Genomic DNA, 18721 nt, shown 5'->3' on the forward strand with positions numbered 1-18721 from the left:
GGAGCAAGCTGCGCAGTGAGCTGGCGGGGGCAGATCATAGAACTGGCGGCGCCAGTAGTCCTGCACCACCTGGGTCAGGAGCTCGCTCTGGTCGGTGATGAGGCTCTGCTGGAACAGGCTGCGCTGTCAAACGCATGCTCACGCAGCATGCGGTAGCACCAGCTGTGGATGGTGGAGACCGCCGCCTCGTCCATCCAGTTCGCGGCCTCGTGCAGCAAACGGGCGCAGGCGGGCCAGCGGCTGGCGGGGTAGTCGGCGCGCAGTGCCAGCAGCAAGGGATCCACTGCGCTTCGCTATCCGGCTCTTGCGGGTTCTGCGCAAACAGCTGGGCAGCTTCTGACAGGCGCTGGCGAATGCGGTCGCGCAGCTCTTGCGTCGCCGCATCGGTGAAGGTCACCACCAGAATATCGGGCGGCGCCAGCGGCCGGCCAAAGGCCTGCTCGCCGCCATGCTGCAGCACCAGACGCAGGTAGAGCGCGGCGATCGTATAGGTTTTTCCGGTGCCGGCACTGGCCTCGATCAAGCGGCTGCCCACAGCGGAAAGCGCAGCGGCTCGAGTGGCAGAGTGGTATCGCTTGGCATCGCGCTCATTGCGGCCCCTCCCATCACCCGCGTCGCCCGCATCACCCTCCGCAAAGCGCGCCAGCGCCTGCGGATGCTGGCCATTGACCAATTGCACGTGGTTCAGCATGTCGCCATAGAGCTGCTGGGCCACATCCAGCAAACCAGCGGCCAGCAGCGCATCAAAATCCGGAAACACCCGGGCCAGCTCGGCCGAGCGCTGCAGCTCACCGGTGCCCCGGTAGCTGTCGTCATAGAGCGCCGCGAGCTGGCCGACAGATGCCGTGGGCGCCAGGCTGGCGATGGAGGTACGCACAGCGGCGGCAAGGGCGCGCGCATGCCTTGCTGCCACAGCGCCAGCAACTGGCGCCAGGCCGCTTGCGCAGCGCCAGCGGCCAGCGGCGCAAACACTGCAATGCCCGATTCGGTACAAACCACCGTCGTCAGCGCCTGGCCCGCGTTGTGCCAGGCCAGGTGCTCGACCCAGGCGCGCACCAGGCGGTCATAGCGCAGCTGCTCGCCGGCATGCAAGCGGCCGGCAGACAGGCTGATCTTGGCGGCTTGCTGCTGGCCGGCTGCATCGGCCCAGCGCAGGCCGCGCAACCAGTCGGCCACGGCCGGGCCCTCTGCGCCATCGCTGTAGCGCAGCTCCAGTGCTGCGCTGCTCGCCTGCGGCCAGTAGCGCAGTTGCCGCCGCATAGACCTGCAGCGCACGCTGGGCGGCATCGCAAGCGGCTCCAGCGCGCAATCGGCAAAGGCGCGCAGCGGCAGGCGCCCCTCCAGCCGCAAACGCTGGGCAGCGGCATCGAGCTGCGCGCGCAGGCGGGCGCATCGGCCGCCGCCTGGGGTTGTCGCGCACCCAGGGCTCCAAGGCGCTCAGCAGCTCGCTTGCAAGGCCCAGGCCTGCAGGCCATCGGGGGCAAACATTTCCTCGTCCTGGCCGTTAGGTCCTCGTCCTCAAAATACACACGCAGGCGCTGGCGAAAGAAAGCAGCCACCGGCTTTTGTGCAAAGTCCTGCAGTTGGCGCAGGTTCAGCGCGGCCTCCAGCCCCATCTCGGGCAAGGCCTCCAGCGCGTCTTCGGCCGCCTCGGTCTGCAGGCCATCGCCGTGCACACCATGCCATTCCTGTGCATAGGTGTAGAGGCCATCGCTGCCCGCATGCGAGGGCGGCTGCGCGAAGTAACGTGGGCTGAAAAGGCTGCAGCGGGTGCTCTTGCGTGAGCGCGCTCAGCAGCGCCTCGCCAGCGGCAGGGCCAGACAGTGCTGCGGGGGTGCCCGCCAGTTGCCAGCCCTGGGCCAGATGGTCACGCAGCTGACCGATCAGCACCGAAGGCGGCCGGGCAGTGCTGTCGCGGATGCTGCGCCCCACCCAGCTGATATAGAGCTGCTCGCGGGCGGACAGCACCGCCTCCAGCAGCAAGTAGCGGTCATCATCGCGGCGCGAGCGGTCGCCGGGCCGGTACCGCTGGCGCATCAGGTCAAAATCCAGCACCGATACCGGGCGCGGATAGGCGCCGTCATTCATGCCCAAGAGGCAGACCATCCGAAACGGAATGGCGCGCATGGGCATCAGGCTGCAAAAGCTCACCGACCCGGCCATAAAGCGCTGGTTCAGGCTGCTGGCATCCATGCCGGCCAGCCAGGCCTCGCGCGCCACCGACAGCGGCAAGGCCTCGTCAAACGCTGCCGCTTCGCACTGGCCCAGCCAGCGCTCCAGGCCTTGGATGAGTTGCATCTGCAGCAGTTTTTCATGTTCTTGCTGGGGTCAAACAGCAAGACCAGCACCTCGCGGGCGCGCTCCACCCAGGTGCTGGGCGGCAGGTCCTCGGCCAGCAGATCGCAGGCCTGCTCCAATGCGCGCAGCAAAGCGGCCAGGCCGCCCAGCGCGGCAGCATCGAGGCCACCAATCTCGTCGTAGGGCTGGATGTCTCCGAGCGCCTCGCCACGGCCTACCGCAAAGCCCAGCATCATGCGGCGCAGGCCAAAGCGCCAGCTGTTGGTCTCTCCCGCCTGCGCCAGACCAATGCGGGCGCGCTGGGCGGCATCCAGACCCCAGCGCACACCGGCGCCCTCGATCCAGCGGTGCAGCAACGCGAGGTCATCCGGGTCAATGCCAAAGCGCTGGCGCAGGGCATCGACAGCGAGCAGATCGAGCACTTCGCTCACCGCAAAGCGGCTCTCAGGCATCGCGAGCACATGCTCCAACGCCACCAGCATGGGCTCGCGCCCGCGCTGGCTCTGGTCGGCCAGCGAATAGGGGATGTAACGCGCATCGCTGCGGGCGATGCGGCCAAACACCGCATCGATATGCGGCGCATAGACCTGGATATCGGGCACCATGACGATGATGTCGCGCGGCCGCAGGCTAGGATCGGCGCCCAGGCGGGCGAGCAGCTGGTCGTGCAGCACCTCCACCTCGCGCTGCGGGCTGTGCACAGTCTGAAAGCGGATGGAGGCGTCCTGCGCCGGGTCCACCGCCGGCCACAGCACGCGGCTTTCGGCCAGCGGCCGCAGGTCCAGGATGTCGTCCTGCAACTGGGCCAGCATATGGCTGGGCTCGGCCTCACCAAACAGGTCAATGCGCCCGCCATTGACGGGCCCCAGCAGCGACGCGTACTGGTCCGGCTGGTCGAACTCGTCAATCAGGTGGATGTAGTCGCGCCCCTGCTTGCCCCAGGCGGCCAGCAGCGGATGGGCATGCTGGTGCAGGTCGTCGTCGTGGATAAGCCTGTGCATGCTGCCCTTGCGCTGTTGGCGCCGGTACTGGTGGCGCAGCAAATCCTTGTCGGCGACGATGTCCGACCAGTGGTGGCGGCAGGGGTTGTGCACGCACAGCAGCACCTGGCAGCTGCGCGAGATGGCAGCGAGCGCCTGCAAGGTCTGCGCCGGCATCGACGAGATGCCAAACACCACCACGCGGCGCGGCAGGCGGGGGACATGCGCCTGCGGCGATTGCAGCGCTTGCGGCGACTGCAGGTACTGCACAAAGCGCTGGTGCACGGCGGCGCGGCTGGTCTCCATTCCGGCGGCGCCCACATCGTCCAGCAGCGCGCGCCATAGCTGCGCCTGCCAACGCTGCTCTTCATCGAGCGGCTGGATATCGCCGCGTGCGCTGCGCAGCTGGTCCCGGCCCTCGGCCCAGTCGCGCAGCCAGTCGGCGCGGTAGACCTGGTACTGGTCAAACAGATCGGCAATGCGCTCGGCCAGTTGGTAGCGCCGGCGCTGGTCATGGTCCTCGGCCAAAAAGCGCTGCAGCGCGGCAAACGCGGGCTGGGCCAGCAGATCGGGCAAGAGGCGCATCAGCCGCCAGGTGAGCGGCTGCTTGTCCAAAGGCGATATCTCGGGCACCTCGTGCTTGCCCAGCACCGCCCGGTAGGCCTGCCACAGAAACTGCGCAGGCAGCTGCACATCGACAGCCGCGGTAATACCGCAGCCGCCCTCTGCCACCGGCTGGGCATCGACAGCTTGAGCCACTGCGCAATGCCATTGCTTTGCACCAGAATCGTCTCGCTCTCCAGGGGGCGGAGTGGTAGCGCTGCATCCAGGCCACGACCAGGTCCCGCAAAGCCTCCGGATGGTTGCTGTGTATCACCATCAGGCCGGAGGTCATCGCATGGACGGGGGAGGATTGCATCAGAGGAGGAAGATCAGTCAGGATGTGCCAGTTGGGAACTTTAACGCAGGCCACCGCCTGCTGGCGTCGCCCAGGCCAGCGCAGGCCAGAAAAAAAGGCAGCCGAAGCTGCCTGTGCGGATGGGAAAGGGGCGCGCCTCAGTCCACCGTCGCGCCCGAGGACTTGACCACCGGTGCCCAAGCCGCCACTTCGGACTTGATGAAGGCGCCAAACTGCTCGGGCGTGTTCTTCTCGCCACAGCGCCGAGCTTTTCATAGGCTTCCTTGACCTGGGGCTTGTCAAAGGCGCGGTTCATCGCGGCATTGAGCTTTGCCACCACTTCAGGCGGGGTGCCTGCCGGCGCAATCAGACCAAACCAGGACGAGACATCAAAAGGCTTGATACCGCTCTCTTCCATCGTCGGCAGATCGGGCGCGGTGGGCGAGCGCTTGGTGGTGGTCACGGCCAGCGCCTTGAGCTTGCCCGCCTTCACATGCGGCCAGGCCGACGGCATGTTGTCGAACATGAACTGCACCTGGCCGGCCATCAGGTCGGTGAGCGCAGGCGAGCTGCCCTTGTAGGGAATGTGCTGGGTCTTGAGGCCCGTGCGGAGCTTGAACAGCTCCCCTGCCATGTGGATCGAGGTGCCACTGCCCGAGGACGCGTAGGAGACCTTGTCGGGGTTGGCCTTGGCAAAGGCGATCAGCTCTTGCACGTTATTGGCGGGCACACTGGGGTTCACCACCAGCACATTGGGCACCTTGGCGCCCAGCGCGACGGGCGCAAAGTCCTTTTCCAGGTCAAAGCGCACCTTGGGGTAGAGCGTCTGGTTGATCGCGCTGGTGACCGCAACGAACAGCAGGGTGTAGCCATCGTTCTCGGCGCGGGCCACCTGCTCGGTGGCGATGTTGCTGCCAGCGCCTGGCTTGTTGTCCACGACAAAGGACTGGCCCAGCTCGGCCGTCAGCTCCTTGGCCATAATGCGCGCGACCACATCGGTGGTGCCGCCAGCAGAAAAGCCCACCACGACACGCACGGTGCGCTCGGGGTACTTCTTGGGATCGGCGGCCTGCGAGGCCAGGGGCAGCAGGGCTGCGGCGCCCAGCAAGGTGGCAGCCAGCAGGTTGCGGCGCGAGGGCAGGCATGCGGCCGCAATGCGGCTGCGCGAGAATGGGCTCATGGTGTCTCCTTGGCACCTGGACGCTGAGCACATCCAGGCGATTGGCTTATTGGCTGATGGTGGCTGCAGCCTGGTGTGGCTGCATGCCACTGGGGCTTGGTGCCCCGAAAGCGGAGATTGTGCCACGGCCAAAAGGCCTGAAACCAGATGCCCTTTAGGCGATGAGCGGTTGGCGACTAGGCAGTTGCGACCTCTGCCCGCCAGCACTCAAACCGGCCGTACCGCCCGCTCCTGCGCCAGCTTCTCGAGCATGCGGCGCGTGATCGATTGGCTCGCGCCGCCGCTGGCGACAAACAGGAACATGGTCGAGCGCGCATTGGTCCAGCTCAGCTGCTTGGCACCCAGCCACCACCTTGGCCCAGGAACTCCAGCCAGACCCCGGCCTCCAGGCGCTTGCCGCCAATCCACAGCCCCACGCTGTCGGGCTTGGGGGCATCGAGCATCGAGCCGTCACGATGATGGCGGGCTCATCCTCACCCATGGCGTCCACGCCTCGGGCAGCTGAGCCCAGGCCGATGGGGTTGGCGCAGGCGACAACGCAATGGCCCCCGCAGAAGCGGGCAATGGCGCGGCCACGGCCGGCACCGCATGGCGCCCCTCTTCCTGCACCATTTGCAGCTCCACCAGCGCGCTGGGCGCCATCTGCGCGACGGCGGTGAGCACCGGTGCAATGCGCTCGGGCATCCAGCCGATGCTGGTCAGGCCGGCCTTCAGGCGCGTGAGAAGCGAGGGGATCAGCATGTCTGCATCGCTGTGCATGCTGGCACTGGCATGGGCCCCTGCCAGGGCCAACACGTCGTCCACCGCCTCTTGGTAGGCGCGGTAATGCGATGAATCCTGGCCTGAGCGCTCGGCCGCCTGCAGCAGCACCTTGGGCCAGGCGCCCGTCAAGGCTGCCAGCAGCGCCGGGTCCACATCAAAGCTGTGCAAGCTGGTGGCCAGGCGCAGCATCACCTCGGCCTCGATCTGCTCCAGGTTGGCAGACGCTCAGGGCCTGGCGTGGCGGCGCTGGCCGCCAGCGGCGCTGGGGCTGGCTGTAGCGCAGGCTCGGGCTGATGTCCGGCTTTGGGTGCGGGCTGCGCCATCACCTCGCGCTCTGCCTGCATCTGGGCCAGTTGCGCCCAGTCGGATTCAGGGCTGATGCTGATGAGGCCCGACGCGCCCCACTGGCTCTCCAGCAGCATGCTGCTGGAGTAGCCCGAATCATTGACATCCTGCAGCGCCGACGACAGCCGGGGCTTGAGCCGCACGCCAAAGCGGCTGAGCGCCTGGGCGAAATCTGCCGCACTGGGCTGGGCCAGGGCCGACAGCGTCTCGACCGTCTCGGTCACCAGCTGCGGGAACTGCGGATCGGACAGCGCGCGGCCCTCTTCCTTGAGCACCGTGGCCTTGTCGACAATGGTTTGCACCAGCACGCGGGCGGGGTGGTCGGCATCGGTCCAGAACGAGCTGTCCTGGGCGGCCATGCGCTCCATCACCGGGATCAAGGTTTTATAGGCCCGGACGGCGCCCACGGGGCAATGCGCCGGGATGTCGAACAGGCTCTTGGTCCGCTGCACAAAGCTGCGGGTATTGTCTTTGGCGGCGCGGCGCTTGAGCTCGGCCTTGGCCAGCAGCTCGGCATAGCTGTTCATCGCCAAGGTCATGATGCGCTGGTAGCTGGTCTGCAGGTGGTCGGCCATGACGCCCACCATGTCGGGCAGAAACAGCGCGGTTGCGTCGGCAGAAATTTCCACATCGCTCAACGTGGCCTGCAGGCTGTCGAGGTATACGGTGTGGTGCAAAGGGTTACCGTTGCGCCAGTAGCGGGTGATCTTGCGCAATGGGCGGTAGACGCGCTCCAGGCCCGTCAGGCTTTGCTCGGTCTGCTGCAGCAGGTTGATCTGCATGCGGCCCCATTCGATCTGGGCGCGCAGCGCGTTGCGGTCTTCCTGCAAGCCATCGGCCTGGCCCTGGCCGCTCATCTGCGCGTGGTAGTCCTCGCGCTTGCCCTCCGCAATCGCAAAGACGGCCTGGCGCAGACGCAGCGCATACGCGAGCGGCAGTTGCGCCTTTTTGCTGGCCAGCTGGGATTGCGCGTACAGCAACAATTGTTGATCTTGTGCGTTGCTGTAAGACGACAACTGCGCAGCCAAAGACGCCAAAGCCGCATTGCCCATGGCAGCCATCAAAGGCTCGGCCTCATGCAATGCCTGCTCCAGACAGGTGTCAAATACCGATACGGCCCGTTGCTCCACGCTTCACCTCTCCCAGTTGAAACGCCCGGCGCTTGGCAAAAGCGACGGGCGTACGGTGTGGGTTACTTCAGGGCTTTGTAGCGCATCCGCTTGGGCGCTGCCCCTTCTTCTCCCAACCGCTTCTTCTTATCTGCCTCGTATTCTTGATAGTTTCCATCAAAAAATACCCATTGGCTATCCCCTTCCGCCGCCAGAATGTGGGTCGCAATGCGATCGAGGAACCAGCGGTCGTGGGAAATGACCAATACTGTACCCGCATATTCCAGCAAGGCGTCTTCGAGTGCACGCAGGGTTTCCACGTCCAGGTCGTTCGAGGGCTCGTCCAGCAGCAGCACGTTGCCGCCCTGGATCAGTGTCTTGGCCAGGTGCAGGCGACCGCGCTCACCACCGGAGAGGTTGCCCACCTTCTTTTGCTGGTCCTGGCCGTTGAAGTTGAAGCGACCCGCATAGGCGCGCGAGGCCATCTGGAACTTGCCCACGTTGATGATGTCCAGGCCGCCGGAGATGTCCTCCCACACGGTCTTTTCATTGGCCAACGCATCGCGGTGCTGGTCCACAAAGGCCATCTTCACCGTCTGGCCGATTTCGACCTCGCCCGAATCGGGTTGCTCCTTGCCGGCGATCAGCTTGAACAGCGTGGATTTACCCGCGCCGTTGGGCCGATGATGCCGACGATGGCGCCCGCCGGAATGTTCATGCTCAGGTTGTCGATCAGCAGACGGTCACCAACGCCTTGGAGACATTCTTGAACTCGATCACGCGGCTGCCCAGACGCTCGGCCACAGGAATGAAGATTTCCTGGGTTTCGTTACGTTGCTGGTATTCGTAATCGCTCAGCTCTTCAAAGCGGGCAATACGGGCCTTGGACTTGGCCTGGCGGCCCTTGGCGTTCTGGCGCACCCATTCGAGCTCCTTCTTCAGGCCTTGGCACGGGCTTCCTCGCCCTTTTGCTCCTGCTCAGGCGGTGCCCTTTTGCAGCAGCCAGTCGGAGTAGTTGCCCTTGTAGGGGATGCCATGGCCTCGGTCCAGTTCCAGAATCCATTCGGCCGCGTTGTCCAGGAAGTAGCGATCGTGGGTGATGGCCACCACGGTGCCGGTAAAGCGGTGCAGGAACTGCTCGAGCCAGTCCACCGATTCGGCGTCCAAGTGGTTGGTCGGCTCGTCAAGCAGCAGCATGTCGGGCTTGGACAACAGCAGCTTGCACAGCGCCACACGGCGCTTCTCACCACCGGAGAGTTGGCCGACGATGGCATCCCAGGCGGGCAGGCGCAGCGCGTCGGCCGCGATTTCGAGCTGGTGCTCGGAGTCGGTGCCCGCAGCGGCGATCACCGCCTCCAGCTGGCCTTGCTCGGCAGCGAGCGCATCGAAGTCGGCGTCTTCTTCCGCATAGGCGGCATAGACCTCTTCGAGGCGTGCCTTGGCATTGTTGACTTCGGCCATCGCCTCTTCAACCGCCTGGCGCACGGTGTGCTCGGGGTTGAGCTGAGGCTCTTGCGGCAGGTAGCCAATCGACAGTCCCGCCATCGGATGGCTTCGCCTTCGAACTCCTTGTCGACGCCCGCCATGATCTTGAGCAAGCTGGACTTTCCCGAACCGTTCAGACCAGCACACCGATCTTGGCGCCGGAAAAAGCTCAGAGAAATACCCTTCAGAATCTGTCGCTTCGGAGGAACCGTCTTGGTGACGTTGTTCATCGAAAAAACGTATTGAGCCATGTGTTCTTTTGGTAAATCAGTAAAAAAATATGCGATTTTTGATCGCGGCCACCCTGGGATTATCGGTGCATGCGACAATACCCGCAGTCAAAGGCTCCAGTTGCCTAGGACTTCAGCGCTAATGCTGGGGACGATGGACACAGTTCCGGGCTCCCTCTTTGAACCCATCTGCCTACCTGACTGGCTGCAATTATTCCAAAAAATTGCTTAGACGAGGCCGATACCCAGCGTCCAGGTTGGACGCATCTGATCCAATGAACTTTGAAGAACTGAATCTGGCACCTGCCATTGTGCAGGCTGTGCGCGAACAAGGCTACGACACGCCTACCCCTATCCAAGCCCAGGCTATCCCGCTCGTGCTACAAGGCTGCGATTTGCTGGCCGGCGCACAGACGGGCACCGGCAAGACGGCCGCTTTCACGCTGCCCATGCTCCAGCGCCTGACCCAATCTGAAGGCAGCCGCAACAAATGGGGCAACAAGGCCATCCGCGCACTGATTCTGGCCCCCACCCGCGAGCTGGCCGCCCAGGTCGAAGAAAACGTGCGCCTCTACGCCACGCACCTGGACATCAAGTCCACCGTCATCTTTGGTGGCGTGGGCATGAACCCACAAATCGACCGCATCAAAAAGGGCGTCGATGTGCTGGTGGCCACTCCCGGCCGTCTGCTCGATCTGCAGCAGCAAGCTTTCTGGACCTGTCTACGGTCGAGATCCTGGTGCTCGACGAAGCTGACCGCATGCTGGACATGGGTTTCATCCACGACGTGAAAAAAGTGCTGGCGATGGTGCCCAAGGACAAGCAAAGCCTGCTGTTCTCGGCCACGTTCAGCGATGAAATCCGCGAGCTGGCCAGTGGCCTGCTGAAGAACCCGCAGTCCATCCAGGTGACGCCGCGCAACACCACGGTGCAGCGCATCAAGCAAGTGATCCACCCTGTGGGCCGCGCAAGAAAAAGCAGGTGCTGCTGCACATCGTGCAGGAAAACAACTGGAGCCAGGTGCTGGTCTTCACCCGCACCAAGTTTGGCGCCAACAATGTGGCCGAATACCTCAGCAAGAATGGCGTCTCGGCCATGGCGCTGCACGGCAACAAGAGCCAAAGCGCCCGCACCCAGGCCCTCGAAGGCTTCAAGTCCGGCGATCTGCGCGCGCTGGTCGCCACCGATATTGCAGCACGCGGTATCGACATTGATGAATTGCCCAACGTGGTCAACTACGAGATCCCCAATGTCTCGGAAGACTACGTGCACCGCATCGGCCGCACGGCCGCGCTGGCCGCGAAGGCAATGCCGTGAGCCTGGTGTGCATGGATGAAGAAGGCTTCATGATGGACATCGAGCGCTTCACCAAGCAGGACATTCCTGTGCAGGTGCTCGAAGGCTTTGGTCCGGAAGAAGGTGAAAAGGCCGAACCCATCGCCATGGGCCGCCAGACCATCTGGGGCGGCGCAGGCAAGGCCCCCGGCCGTGATGTGATGCAGGCAGCGGCCAAGGCTGCCCGCCAGGAAATGATGGAACGCGTGCGCACCAACAAGGTCGCTCGCGGCCCTGGTGGCAATGCAGGCGGCGGCCAGCGCGGCGGCAATGCCAAGCGCAGCCCCGGCCCACGCGCTGAACGCGCCGAAGGCGGTGCAGAGTTTGGCGGCGAAGGCCTGGACCAGGCACGCCGCGAGCAGCGCCCACCACGCCGCGACGGCCGCCAAGGCCCACGCCACCCCTCGGGTGAGGCGCGTGGCCCACAGCGCGCGTCGCAAGGTCCACGCCAGGCAGGCCCCGGTGCAAGTCGCGGCCCGCGCCAGGACAGCGAACGCCAGCCACGCGCTGATGCCCACCTGGGCACGCAGTTTGGCGGCACGGTCGATGGCCGTGACCATCGCCGCAGCGGCGCGGCCCAGCCCGATCCGATGCGCACCAGCGTGGACAGCATGGCCGAGCGCGGCCGCCGCGGCGGCTTTGGCGGTGGCAACCGCAATGGCGGCGGCGGCGGTGGTGGTGCAGGCCGGGGCGGCCGCAACCACTCCTTCTCGCGATAGATCGCGATAAACAGCGTTCTGGGCCGTCGCATTTCTACCGCCATCGCCGATGGCAGTTGATTTGGACGCCCAATTCCGCTAGGGTTAGGCCGCATTCGAAAGCGAGTTTCATGCGGCCTTTTTCTATGCCCTCTTCCGCTGCCAACCCTGCAGCGCTTCCCTTGCCTCCCGACACCTTGACGGTCGCCACCTGCAATGTGCTCAACCTGGCGCTGCCCGAGCGGGAGTTCTACGCCAACCAGGCGCCCTACACGCGGGCGCAGTACGAGCGCAAGACGCAATGGCTGGGCGGCCGCTTTCAGACCCTGAATGCAGACATTCTGGCCGTGCAGGAAGTATGGGACGAAGCCGCCTTCACCGAAGCACTGGCCGCCAGCGGCCTGCACTACCACTATGCGGCGGTGCCCGGCGCAGAAAACACCGAAGGCCGGGCTGGTGCCAGCGGCACCCCCCGCGTGGGGCTGGCTACGCGGCTGAAGGTGCTGGCCACGCGCTCGTTCACCGATTTTCCTGCGGGCTGGGCCAGCCCATTCCGGGCCTGGGCGTCCACACCCGCTTTGAGCGCCCGCCACTTGTCGCCACCTTGCAGATGAAACGCGGCCAGATCCTCACGGTGCTCACCTGCCACCTCAAATCCAAGCGCCCCAAGTTTCTACTCGATGCCAATGGCAATCCGCTCGAAGACCGCGACAACCCCAAGATCGCCGCCCTTGCCTCCTTGCGCTCGCTGGTCATGCGCGGCGTGGAAGCCACAGCGCTGCGCTGCCTGGTGATCGACCTGCTGCGCCACACGCGCATGCCCTTGGTGGTGCTGGGCGACTTCAACGACACGCCCGACAGCGTCACCACGCAGATGATCTCCGCCAGCTCCGAGGTCGCTTACGACCGCAAGGCCCGCGACCGCGCGCTGTTCAATGCCTTCGATCTGCTGAGTGATGCAGCGCTGAAAAAAGATGTAGCCTACTCCCACATCCACCAAGGCGCACCCGCAGTGCTCGACCAGATTCTGGTCAGCGAGGAATTCGACCCGCGCAGCCGCCATGCCGTGGGCGCTGTGCGCCGCGTCGATTACTTCAACGACCACCTGCATGAAGGGCGCGACCGCAGCCGCTCGGACCACGGTTTCGTGCGTGCGCTGCTGCGCATGCGGGCCCTGACACCCGGGGCTGGTTCCGGGGATTGGTCGCCCGACCTGGATGCGGCTGGTACATTCGAGCAGTCGCATGATGGCGCCTAGCGCCCTGCGACGCTGAGGCGCTTCCTCCGGGCCTGCGATGAACCCGCCCGCCAGGCGGCACCGCAGCGGCGCAAACCGCCGCCGACAGCGTGTGTTTCAGATACGCACGGAAACTTATTGTTTCGCACCCATCCTACGTAAAAGCTGCACGCGGCTTTGCATAATGGCAACGTATTTTTCAGGAGGGGCGTGATTCGTCACGCACAACAACGATGATGAAACCCGACGCAGTATCCCCATCCACCCAGCGCGCAGTGCCAGGCTGGACCAGCCTGACTGTCATCGCCGCAGCGCTTGCGCTGTCCGCATGCTCGAGCACGCCACTGCCTGCCTGGAACAGCACGCCGATCGCGGGCGGCCAGCCAGCGCCCGGGACAGTCACCACCAAACCTGCCAGCGGCCCCAGCCCCGTACAGATCCCTGGCATCGGCAGCCCAGGCGTGGTCGCCACGCCGGTCGAGACGGTTCCGCTGCAAGGCAGCCCTCTTGGCGGATGGAAGGAGAGCGACGAAGTCGCTGCCCGATTTCCCGATCCCGAGCGCAGCTACGCCACGCCAGGACTGAGCGCGGGCCGCACCACCTACACCAGCAATGCCGAGCTGGGCCAGTGGCTGCGCCAACTGGCCACGCCAGGCCAGTCCGGCACCAAGGCTGAGCTGGTCACCGCCGGTACCTCGCAGGAAGGCCAGCCCATTTTGGCGCTGTTGCTGACCCGCGCTGCCAGCACCAGCTTGCATGACCTGGACCAAAGCCAGCGCCCTACCGTGCTGCTGATCGGCCAGCAGCATGGCGATGAGCCCGCCGGCAGCGAAGCGCTGCTGGCCCTGGCCCAGGACCTCAAGCAAGGCCCGCTGGCCTCAGTGCTCGACAAGATCAACGTGCTGCTCGTGCCCCGCGCCAACCCCGATGGCGCAGCCGCTGGCCGGCGCAGCACCGCCAATGGCCTGGACATGAACCGCGACCACCTGCTGCTGCAGACGCCCGAAGCCCAGGCGCTGGCCAAGCTCAGCCGCATCTACCGCCCCATTGCGGTATTTGATGCCCATGAGTTCACCGTGGCTGGCCGCTATCTGGAGAAGTTCAAGGGCGTGCAGCGCTATGACGCGCTGCTGCAAACGCCGACCACCGCCAATGTGCATGAGTTCATCGCCAAGGCGTCCACGGAATGGTATTTGCTGCCCATGCAAAAGGCGCTGACCGAGCAGGGACAGAGCACCAACTGGTACTACACCACCACCCGCGACCCGCAGGACCTGTCGCTGTCCATGGGCGGCGTGCGCCCCGATACGGGCCGCAATGTGAACGCGCTCAAGAACGCCGCCACGATGCTGGTCGAGACCCGGGGTGTCGGCATTGGCCGCGCGCATATCCAGCGCCGCGTACACAGCCAGTATGTGGCGCTCGCCTCGGCACTGCAGACCACCGCCCAGCGCACCAAGGAGCTCGAGCAGGTGCGCAACTACGCGAACCGCGACATCGCCTCCCAGGCCTGCCGGGGCGAGTTCACGCTGGAGTCGCAACAAACCACGGAAAAGCGCCGCGTGGTCTTCCTCGACCCGCAAACGGGTGAGGAGATGCAGCAGGAAGTGGACTGGCACTCTTCGGTCAAGCTCAACCCCGGCCCCAAGCGTGCACGCCCTTGCGGCTACTGGCTGGCGGGCCATGCCACCGACGCTGTCGACAAACTGCGCGCGCTGGGCCTGCAGGTGCTGCGCGTGGCCGAGCCCGGCAACCTGCTGGCCGACACCTACCAGGAGCAAGAACGCAGCAGCAGCGCCAAGAGCGATGTCTTGGGCCCTGGGCAGCAGAGCGTGGAGCGCGTCAAGGTCGGCCTGGAGCGTGTCGCCATCGACGTGCCCGAAGGCAGCTACTACGTTCCGCTGAACCAGTCGCTGGCCAATGTGGCGATTGCGGCGCTGGAGCCCGACACGCAAAGCAGCTTTTTTGCCAACCACATCATCTCCAGCCTCAACGATGTGGCCCGGTCGATGAACAATCCCTCGCTGGTTTACGAAGAGACCGAGTAAGCGCTACCCTGCCCTTCGTAGCCATGCATTGATCGATGCATGGCTGGCTCTGATTAGAAAATGCCCGCAGTACTTTTGAACTGCGGGCATTGCTTTTGGGTAGTTGAACAGTCATACGATGCTACACACGGCGTGTGATCAGTATGGGGAATGCGATTGCGTGCGGCAGCAGCAGCTAGCCTGCTGCATAGGAGTTTGGCCTGCCCGACAGGGATCGAACCTGTGACCCACAGCTTAGAAGGCTGTTGCTCTATCCAACTGAGCTACGGGCAGATGTTTGGTTGATGGAGGTATTTTGCCGGTATGGGCGCAACCTGAGACCCAAGATATGCGGAGCGCTCCACATGGGTCGTTTTGTTTTTTATGACTGGGCGTCATTATGCACTGAATCACCCGGCCCAACCTCGCGACAGGCCTGGCCAAGCCAAAGATGGATGGGTAGAGGCAGTGGCGGTCCAGCAAGCGGATCCAAGTGCAAAATGACAAACGCTATCCAACGCAACAAAGCCCCTTTTGGGGCTTTTCAAGTCTGATCATCGACGCAGCAATTATTTCTTGGCGTACTCAAACTTAGGCAATGCCTTGAGCGCATCCTTGGTCGCACCCGCAATGTGATCTTGTCATTTTGCACGCGGAACTGGCCCACAGGGATCGCGACATCATGCTTGCCAACGCCCAGAAAACCGCCAGCACCGATGATGGCATAAGAGACGGCCTTGTCGGGCGCAACGATCACGTCGTCGATCTTGCCCACGGACTTGCCTTCTTCGTTGTAAACGCTCTTGCCGAGAACAGACTTCTTGAGGCTCCAACCCGTGGCAACGGCCTGGATTTCCGTCTGCTCGACACCCAGCTTTACGCCACCTGCAACGGGCACTTGTGTCTGCGCAAAGGCGGAGCCCGCAGCCATCGTGATCGCAAAAGCGCCCAGCATCAATATCGATTTGGATTTCATCGTCAACTCCTTATTTCTTCGCAGCGTCTTTGGCGGCTTCTTGCACATTGCCTGCTGCCTTCTGTGTCTTGCCTTCCACCTGCTTGGCAATGCCCTTGGCCTGCTGCTCGGGGCTGTTCACTGCTTCACCGACCTTCTGCTGGACCTTGCCAGCCGCATCTTTGACGGCACCTGCGACTTGATTCTTGTTCATGCTTTTTCCTTCAGTGGTGTTGCAAAGCAACGTTGGGATGGCTCAACGATAGCGCGCAACAACAGGCAAAACGCTAGGTGCAGTACCTGTCCGGTAGTGGGGATAGGCTTACAGCGGCTCACCATGGATGGTTCAACGATCGCCTTTGCGCTGGAGGGAGGTAGTGATGCCCGGCCCTGTTTGTGCTTGGATGCGCGTGAAATTTGTTGGTGCATCCTCAGTGCTGAGCTGCGGACCATCTGAAAACCGCGCTCAAAGCCTTTGAGTAAAACGGTAGGGATTGACACAAAGCCGGCACCCAGGATGGGTACTAACCCCTACAATCGCGCACCCTTTTTTTAGATTATTTGTTTTTATTTGGTTTTTTTTCATAGTTTTTGCGCATTGAGCGCTGCTATGACAATGATTGGCAATGTGTATCAATTGTGAGCGAATAATAGATGCATAATCCGCCCAGACCTTTCAATAGCCAGTTCCTCCAGGAGCTCACCATGTTGCCGGAAATCCTTGTTCGTTCTGATCTGCAATCTCCCCCCCGCGCCATCCAGCTGGAGCGCGGTTGCACGGCCATTGGCCGAGGTCCGAGCAGCGGTCTGTTCCTGAGCGACCCGAGCATCAGCCGCGACCATGGGGCCTTCAGCTACTACATCGGCCTGTTGATGGTCGAGGACCATGACAGCACCAATGGCATCTTTGTCAACGGCCGCCGCGTCAAGCGCCAGGTTTTGTATGCGGGTGACCAGGTCAGCGTCGGCCCTTTCCAGATCGTCGTGAAGTCCGGCTCCGTGCCGACCTTGGAGACGCAGGACTAAGCGCTGCCGCCCCACGAAAAAAGTCCGCATTCTGAACTGACCCCAAGAAGTTGGACAGTTGGAAGCTAGGGACTGAAGGCCTGAATCCGGTATTGCACTGGACTCAGGCCTTTTAGTTTTAGCTTGATGCGTTGGTGATTGTAGTAATGGATGTAGTGGTGAAGACCTTCTTGAAGCTGCGCCACACTGCTGAACTTGTTGAGGTGGAAGAACTCGGACTTCAAGGTTCCGAAGAAGCTCTCCATCGCTGCGTTATCCAAGCAATTGCCCCGACGTGACATGCTTTGCACCAGGCCATGATCGGCCAGCAAGCGGCGATAGGCACGACTTTGGTACTGCCAGCCCTGGTCGGAATGCAGCAATGGTTTTTCCTCCCTGCCCAGCTTGCCTAGCGCCTTGCGCAACATGTCACCCACCATCTTCAAGCGCGGTTGCGTATTCATCTGATAGCTCACCACCTCGCCATTGAATAGATCCATGACAGGCGACAGGTATAGCTTTTTACCCAAGACGTTGAACTCTGTCACGTCCGTCACCCATTTCTGGTTAGGCTGCTCGGCCATTAACTGGCGCTGCAACACATTGGCCACGTCCGCGTGCTGCCCGGCGCGATAGGAGCGATATTTCTTGGGCCGAACCAGGGACTTCATCCCCATTACCTGCATCAGGCGCTGCACGCTCTTGTGGTTCACATGACAGCCATTGCGCTTGAGTTCAAGCGCAATACGCCGATAGCCATAGCGTCCTTTGTGAAGCTCGTAGACAGATCGGATCTGAGCCTTGAGCTCAGCGTATTTGTCGCCTCTCCTGTGCACTTGAGCCTGGTAATAGAAGGTGCTGCGCGCCAGCTTACCTGCCCGCAGCAAGTCCTTGAGGTCGTGATCTGGCCTTAGCTCAAGCACTATCCGCGCTTTTTCTGCGCAGCTTGTTTTTTCGCCTGAACCAAGGCCTCCAATTTTTTTAGGTACGCCACCTCCGCGCGCAGGTACTTCACCTCTTTGAGCAAATCTGCGTGCGAACGCGTGTCGTCCGCAGACATAACTGCTTGTGCCTGTGCGGGCTTGGCTGTGGGTGGGTTTGGCATCTTCTTGGAGCGTCCTCTTGGCCGGGGTGCAAGTGCTTGCGGCCCACCGTCATGATATTGCAGCTCCCAGGCGCTGATGACACCCGTGCCACCCCGGATATCAAACAAGGTAATCGTCTCTCGTGCAGACAGATCATCTCGCCACATCCGCTGCAACACTGCCAGTTTGAAGTCAGCGCTGTAGCGACTGAACTTCTTGCGCAACCCTGATAGGCCATGCTGCTGGTAGCTCTTTACCCAACGTCGCACTGTCGCTTGGTCGAGACCGTGAGCATGGGCCAGTGCTCTGAACCCATGCTGCCCCTGCACGTAGCCCTGGACAACTTCCAGCTTGTAACTCTCGTCGTACTTCGCCATGAAAAACACCCCAAAGGTTGGATGGATGTCCAACTTTTGGGGTGCAGTTCATTCGCGGACTTTTTGCATGGCCACTGCATGGTCAGTGGCGGTCTGGTTCAGCGGCGGGAGATTCAGGCCACCGCTTCTTCGTTGGGGGTCAGCATCAGGCGCCCCACGGCCTTGCCCTGCTCCAGCGCCACCAGCGCCGAGAACGCTTTGCTGAAATGCATGCAGGTGGTCGGCACCGGGCTCAGCTTTTTGTCGCGCACCAGTGCGATCAGCTCGCGCAGATCGCCCAGGTTGCCCACATAGGTGCCTTGGTAGGTAATGGCGCGGATCGCATGTGTGGGCGTGGGCAGGTCCACATGGCCGCCAAACAGGCCAATCTGTACCAGGTGGCCGCCCTTGGTCAGCATGTCAATGCCCTGCTGCACGGTCTGGCTCGAGCCCACGCAGTCAATGATGGCCCAGACGGCGCCACCGGCAGCCTCCTTGACCTGCGCGATGAAGTCCGCCGACTTGGGATCGATGACGACATCGGCGCCCGCATTCAATGCCGCTGCATGCTTGCTGGCATCAGGCTCGACCACCACGACGCCAGCGCCACCCATGGCCTTCATCAGCAAGATGGCCATCAGGCCCAGGCCGCCTGCGCCAAACAACACAACCTTCTCGTCCTTGAACACCTGGGGGGAGATCTTCTTGATCGCGCTGTAGGTGGTGAGACCCGAGC

At 63.1% G+C, this 18721-nt stretch carries 10 protein-coding genes, 1 tRNA gene and 7 pseudogenes; 4 read left to right on the forward strand and 14 right to left on the reverse strand.

Going from position 1 to position 18721, the window contains the following annotated elements:
• Positions 1–34: 34 nt before the first annotated feature.
• The 8 genes and pseudogenes from ACFODQ_RS03290 to ettA all read right to left on the reverse strand — a co-directional run bounded on the left by ACFODQ_RS03290 (position 35) and on the right by ettA (position 9308).
• A complete protein-coding gene (locus ACFODQ_RS03290; protein ID WP_377015053.1) occupies positions 35–877 on the reverse strand; it encodes a UvrD-helicase domain-containing protein in 843 nt (280 codons plus the stop codon).
• 14 nt (positions 878–891) lie between these two features.
• Positions 892–1383: pseudogene (locus ACFODQ_RS03295) on the reverse strand (hypothetical protein); the annotation flags it as partial.
• A 164-nt stretch (positions 1384–1547) separates the two neighbouring features.
• Positions 1548–1616: pseudogene (locus tag ACFODQ_RS03300) on the reverse strand (hypothetical protein); the annotation flags it as partial.
• Between the two features lie 558 nt (positions 1617–2174).
• Complete coding sequence (gene recC, locus ACFODQ_RS03305; protein ID WP_377015055.1) at positions 2175–4037, reverse strand: exodeoxyribonuclease V subunit gamma; 1863 nt, start codon at positions 4035–4037, stop codon at positions 2175–2177.
• A gap of 297 nt (positions 4038–4334) precedes the next feature.
• A pseudogene (locus ACFODQ_RS03310) lies at positions 4335–5356 on the reverse strand (Bug family tripartite tricarboxylate transporter substrate binding protein).
• A 450-nt stretch (positions 5357–5806) separates the two neighbouring features.
• Positions 5807–6307 (reverse strand): DUF1631 family protein, encoded by a 501-nt coding sequence (locus tag ACFODQ_RS03315; protein WP_377015057.1) that lies wholly within the window; start codon positions 6305–6307, stop codon positions 5807–5809.
• A complete protein-coding gene (locus ACFODQ_RS03320) occupies positions 6307–7593 on the reverse strand; it encodes a hypothetical protein (RefSeq protein WP_377015059.1) in 1287 nt (428 codons plus the stop codon). The genes ACFODQ_RS03315 and ACFODQ_RS03320 overlap by 1 nt, the downstream gene beginning before the upstream one ends.
• 62 nt (positions 7594–7655) lie before the next feature.
• Positions 7656–9308 (reverse strand): annotated as a pseudogene (ettA, locus tag ACFODQ_RS03325) (energy-dependent translational throttle protein EttA).
• A gap of 254 nt (positions 9309–9562) precedes the next feature.
• Here ettA and ACFODQ_RS03330 point away from each other — a divergent pair.
• Positions 9563–11341: pseudogene (locus ACFODQ_RS03330) on the forward strand (DEAD/DEAH box helicase).
• A 125-nt stretch (positions 11342–11466) separates the two neighbouring features.
• Positions 11467–12578, forward strand: a pseudogene (locus ACFODQ_RS03335) (endonuclease/exonuclease/phosphatase family protein).
• A 178-nt stretch (positions 12579–12756) separates the two neighbouring features.
• Here the strand turns inward: ACFODQ_RS03335 and ACFODQ_RS03340 are convergent.
• Positions 12757–12960, reverse strand: coding sequence for a hypothetical protein (locus ACFODQ_RS03340; protein WP_377015061.1), 204 nt, complete (start codon positions 12958–12960; stop codon positions 12757–12759).
• 58 nt (positions 12961–13018) lie between these two features.
• On the opposite strand from ACFODQ_RS03340, the gene ACFODQ_RS03345 reads away from it, so the two are divergent.
• Positions 13019–14605, forward strand: coding sequence for a M14 family metallopeptidase (locus ACFODQ_RS03345; protein ID WP_377015063.1), 1587 nt, complete (start codon positions 13019–13021; stop codon positions 14603–14605).
• 196 nt (positions 14606–14801) lie between these two features.
• On the opposite strand, the gene ACFODQ_RS03350 is transcribed toward ACFODQ_RS03345, so the two are convergent.
• From ACFODQ_RS03350 to ACFODQ_RS03360, 3 genes and pseudogenes are all read right to left on the reverse strand, one after another.
• Positions 14802–14878 (reverse strand) — tRNA-Arg (locus ACFODQ_RS03350).
• A 275-nt stretch (positions 14879–15153) separates the two neighbouring features.
• Positions 15154–15539: pseudogene (locus ACFODQ_RS03355) on the reverse strand (PRC-barrel domain-containing protein).
• Positions 15540–15570: 31 nt separating this feature from the next.
• The gene (locus ACFODQ_RS03360) at positions 15571–15753 is read right to left on the reverse strand and encodes a CsbD family protein (protein ID WP_021028228.1); all 183 of its coding nucleotides are present in this window, start codon (positions 15751–15753) and stop codon (positions 15571–15573) included.
• A 491-nt stretch (positions 15754–16244) separates the two neighbouring features.
• Here ACFODQ_RS03360 and ACFODQ_RS03365 point away from each other — a divergent pair, with 491 nt between their 5' ends.
• On the forward strand, positions 16245–16565 hold the full coding sequence (locus ACFODQ_RS03365) for an FHA domain-containing protein (protein ID WP_165841234.1): 321 nt from the start codon (positions 16245–16247) through the stop codon (positions 16563–16565).
• A gap of 65 nt (positions 16566–16630) precedes the next feature.
• Here ACFODQ_RS03365 and ACFODQ_RS03370 read toward each other — a convergent pair.
• Positions 16631–18006 (reverse strand): IS3 family transposase gene (locus ACFODQ_RS03370; protein ID WP_377015067.1). Its coding sequence is split into 2 segments (ribosomal slippage): positions 16631–17517 and positions 17517–18006, totalling 1377 coding nucleotides; the frame shifts between segments, so codons are not numbered across the junction.
• A gap of 113 nt (positions 18007–18119) precedes the next feature.
• Positions 18120–18721: zinc-binding dehydrogenase (locus ACFODQ_RS03375; RefSeq protein ID WP_377015065.1), on the reverse strand; the 602-nt coding region annotated here is incomplete at its 5' end.

This window comes from Comamonas sp. JC664 (assembly GCF_042647185.1).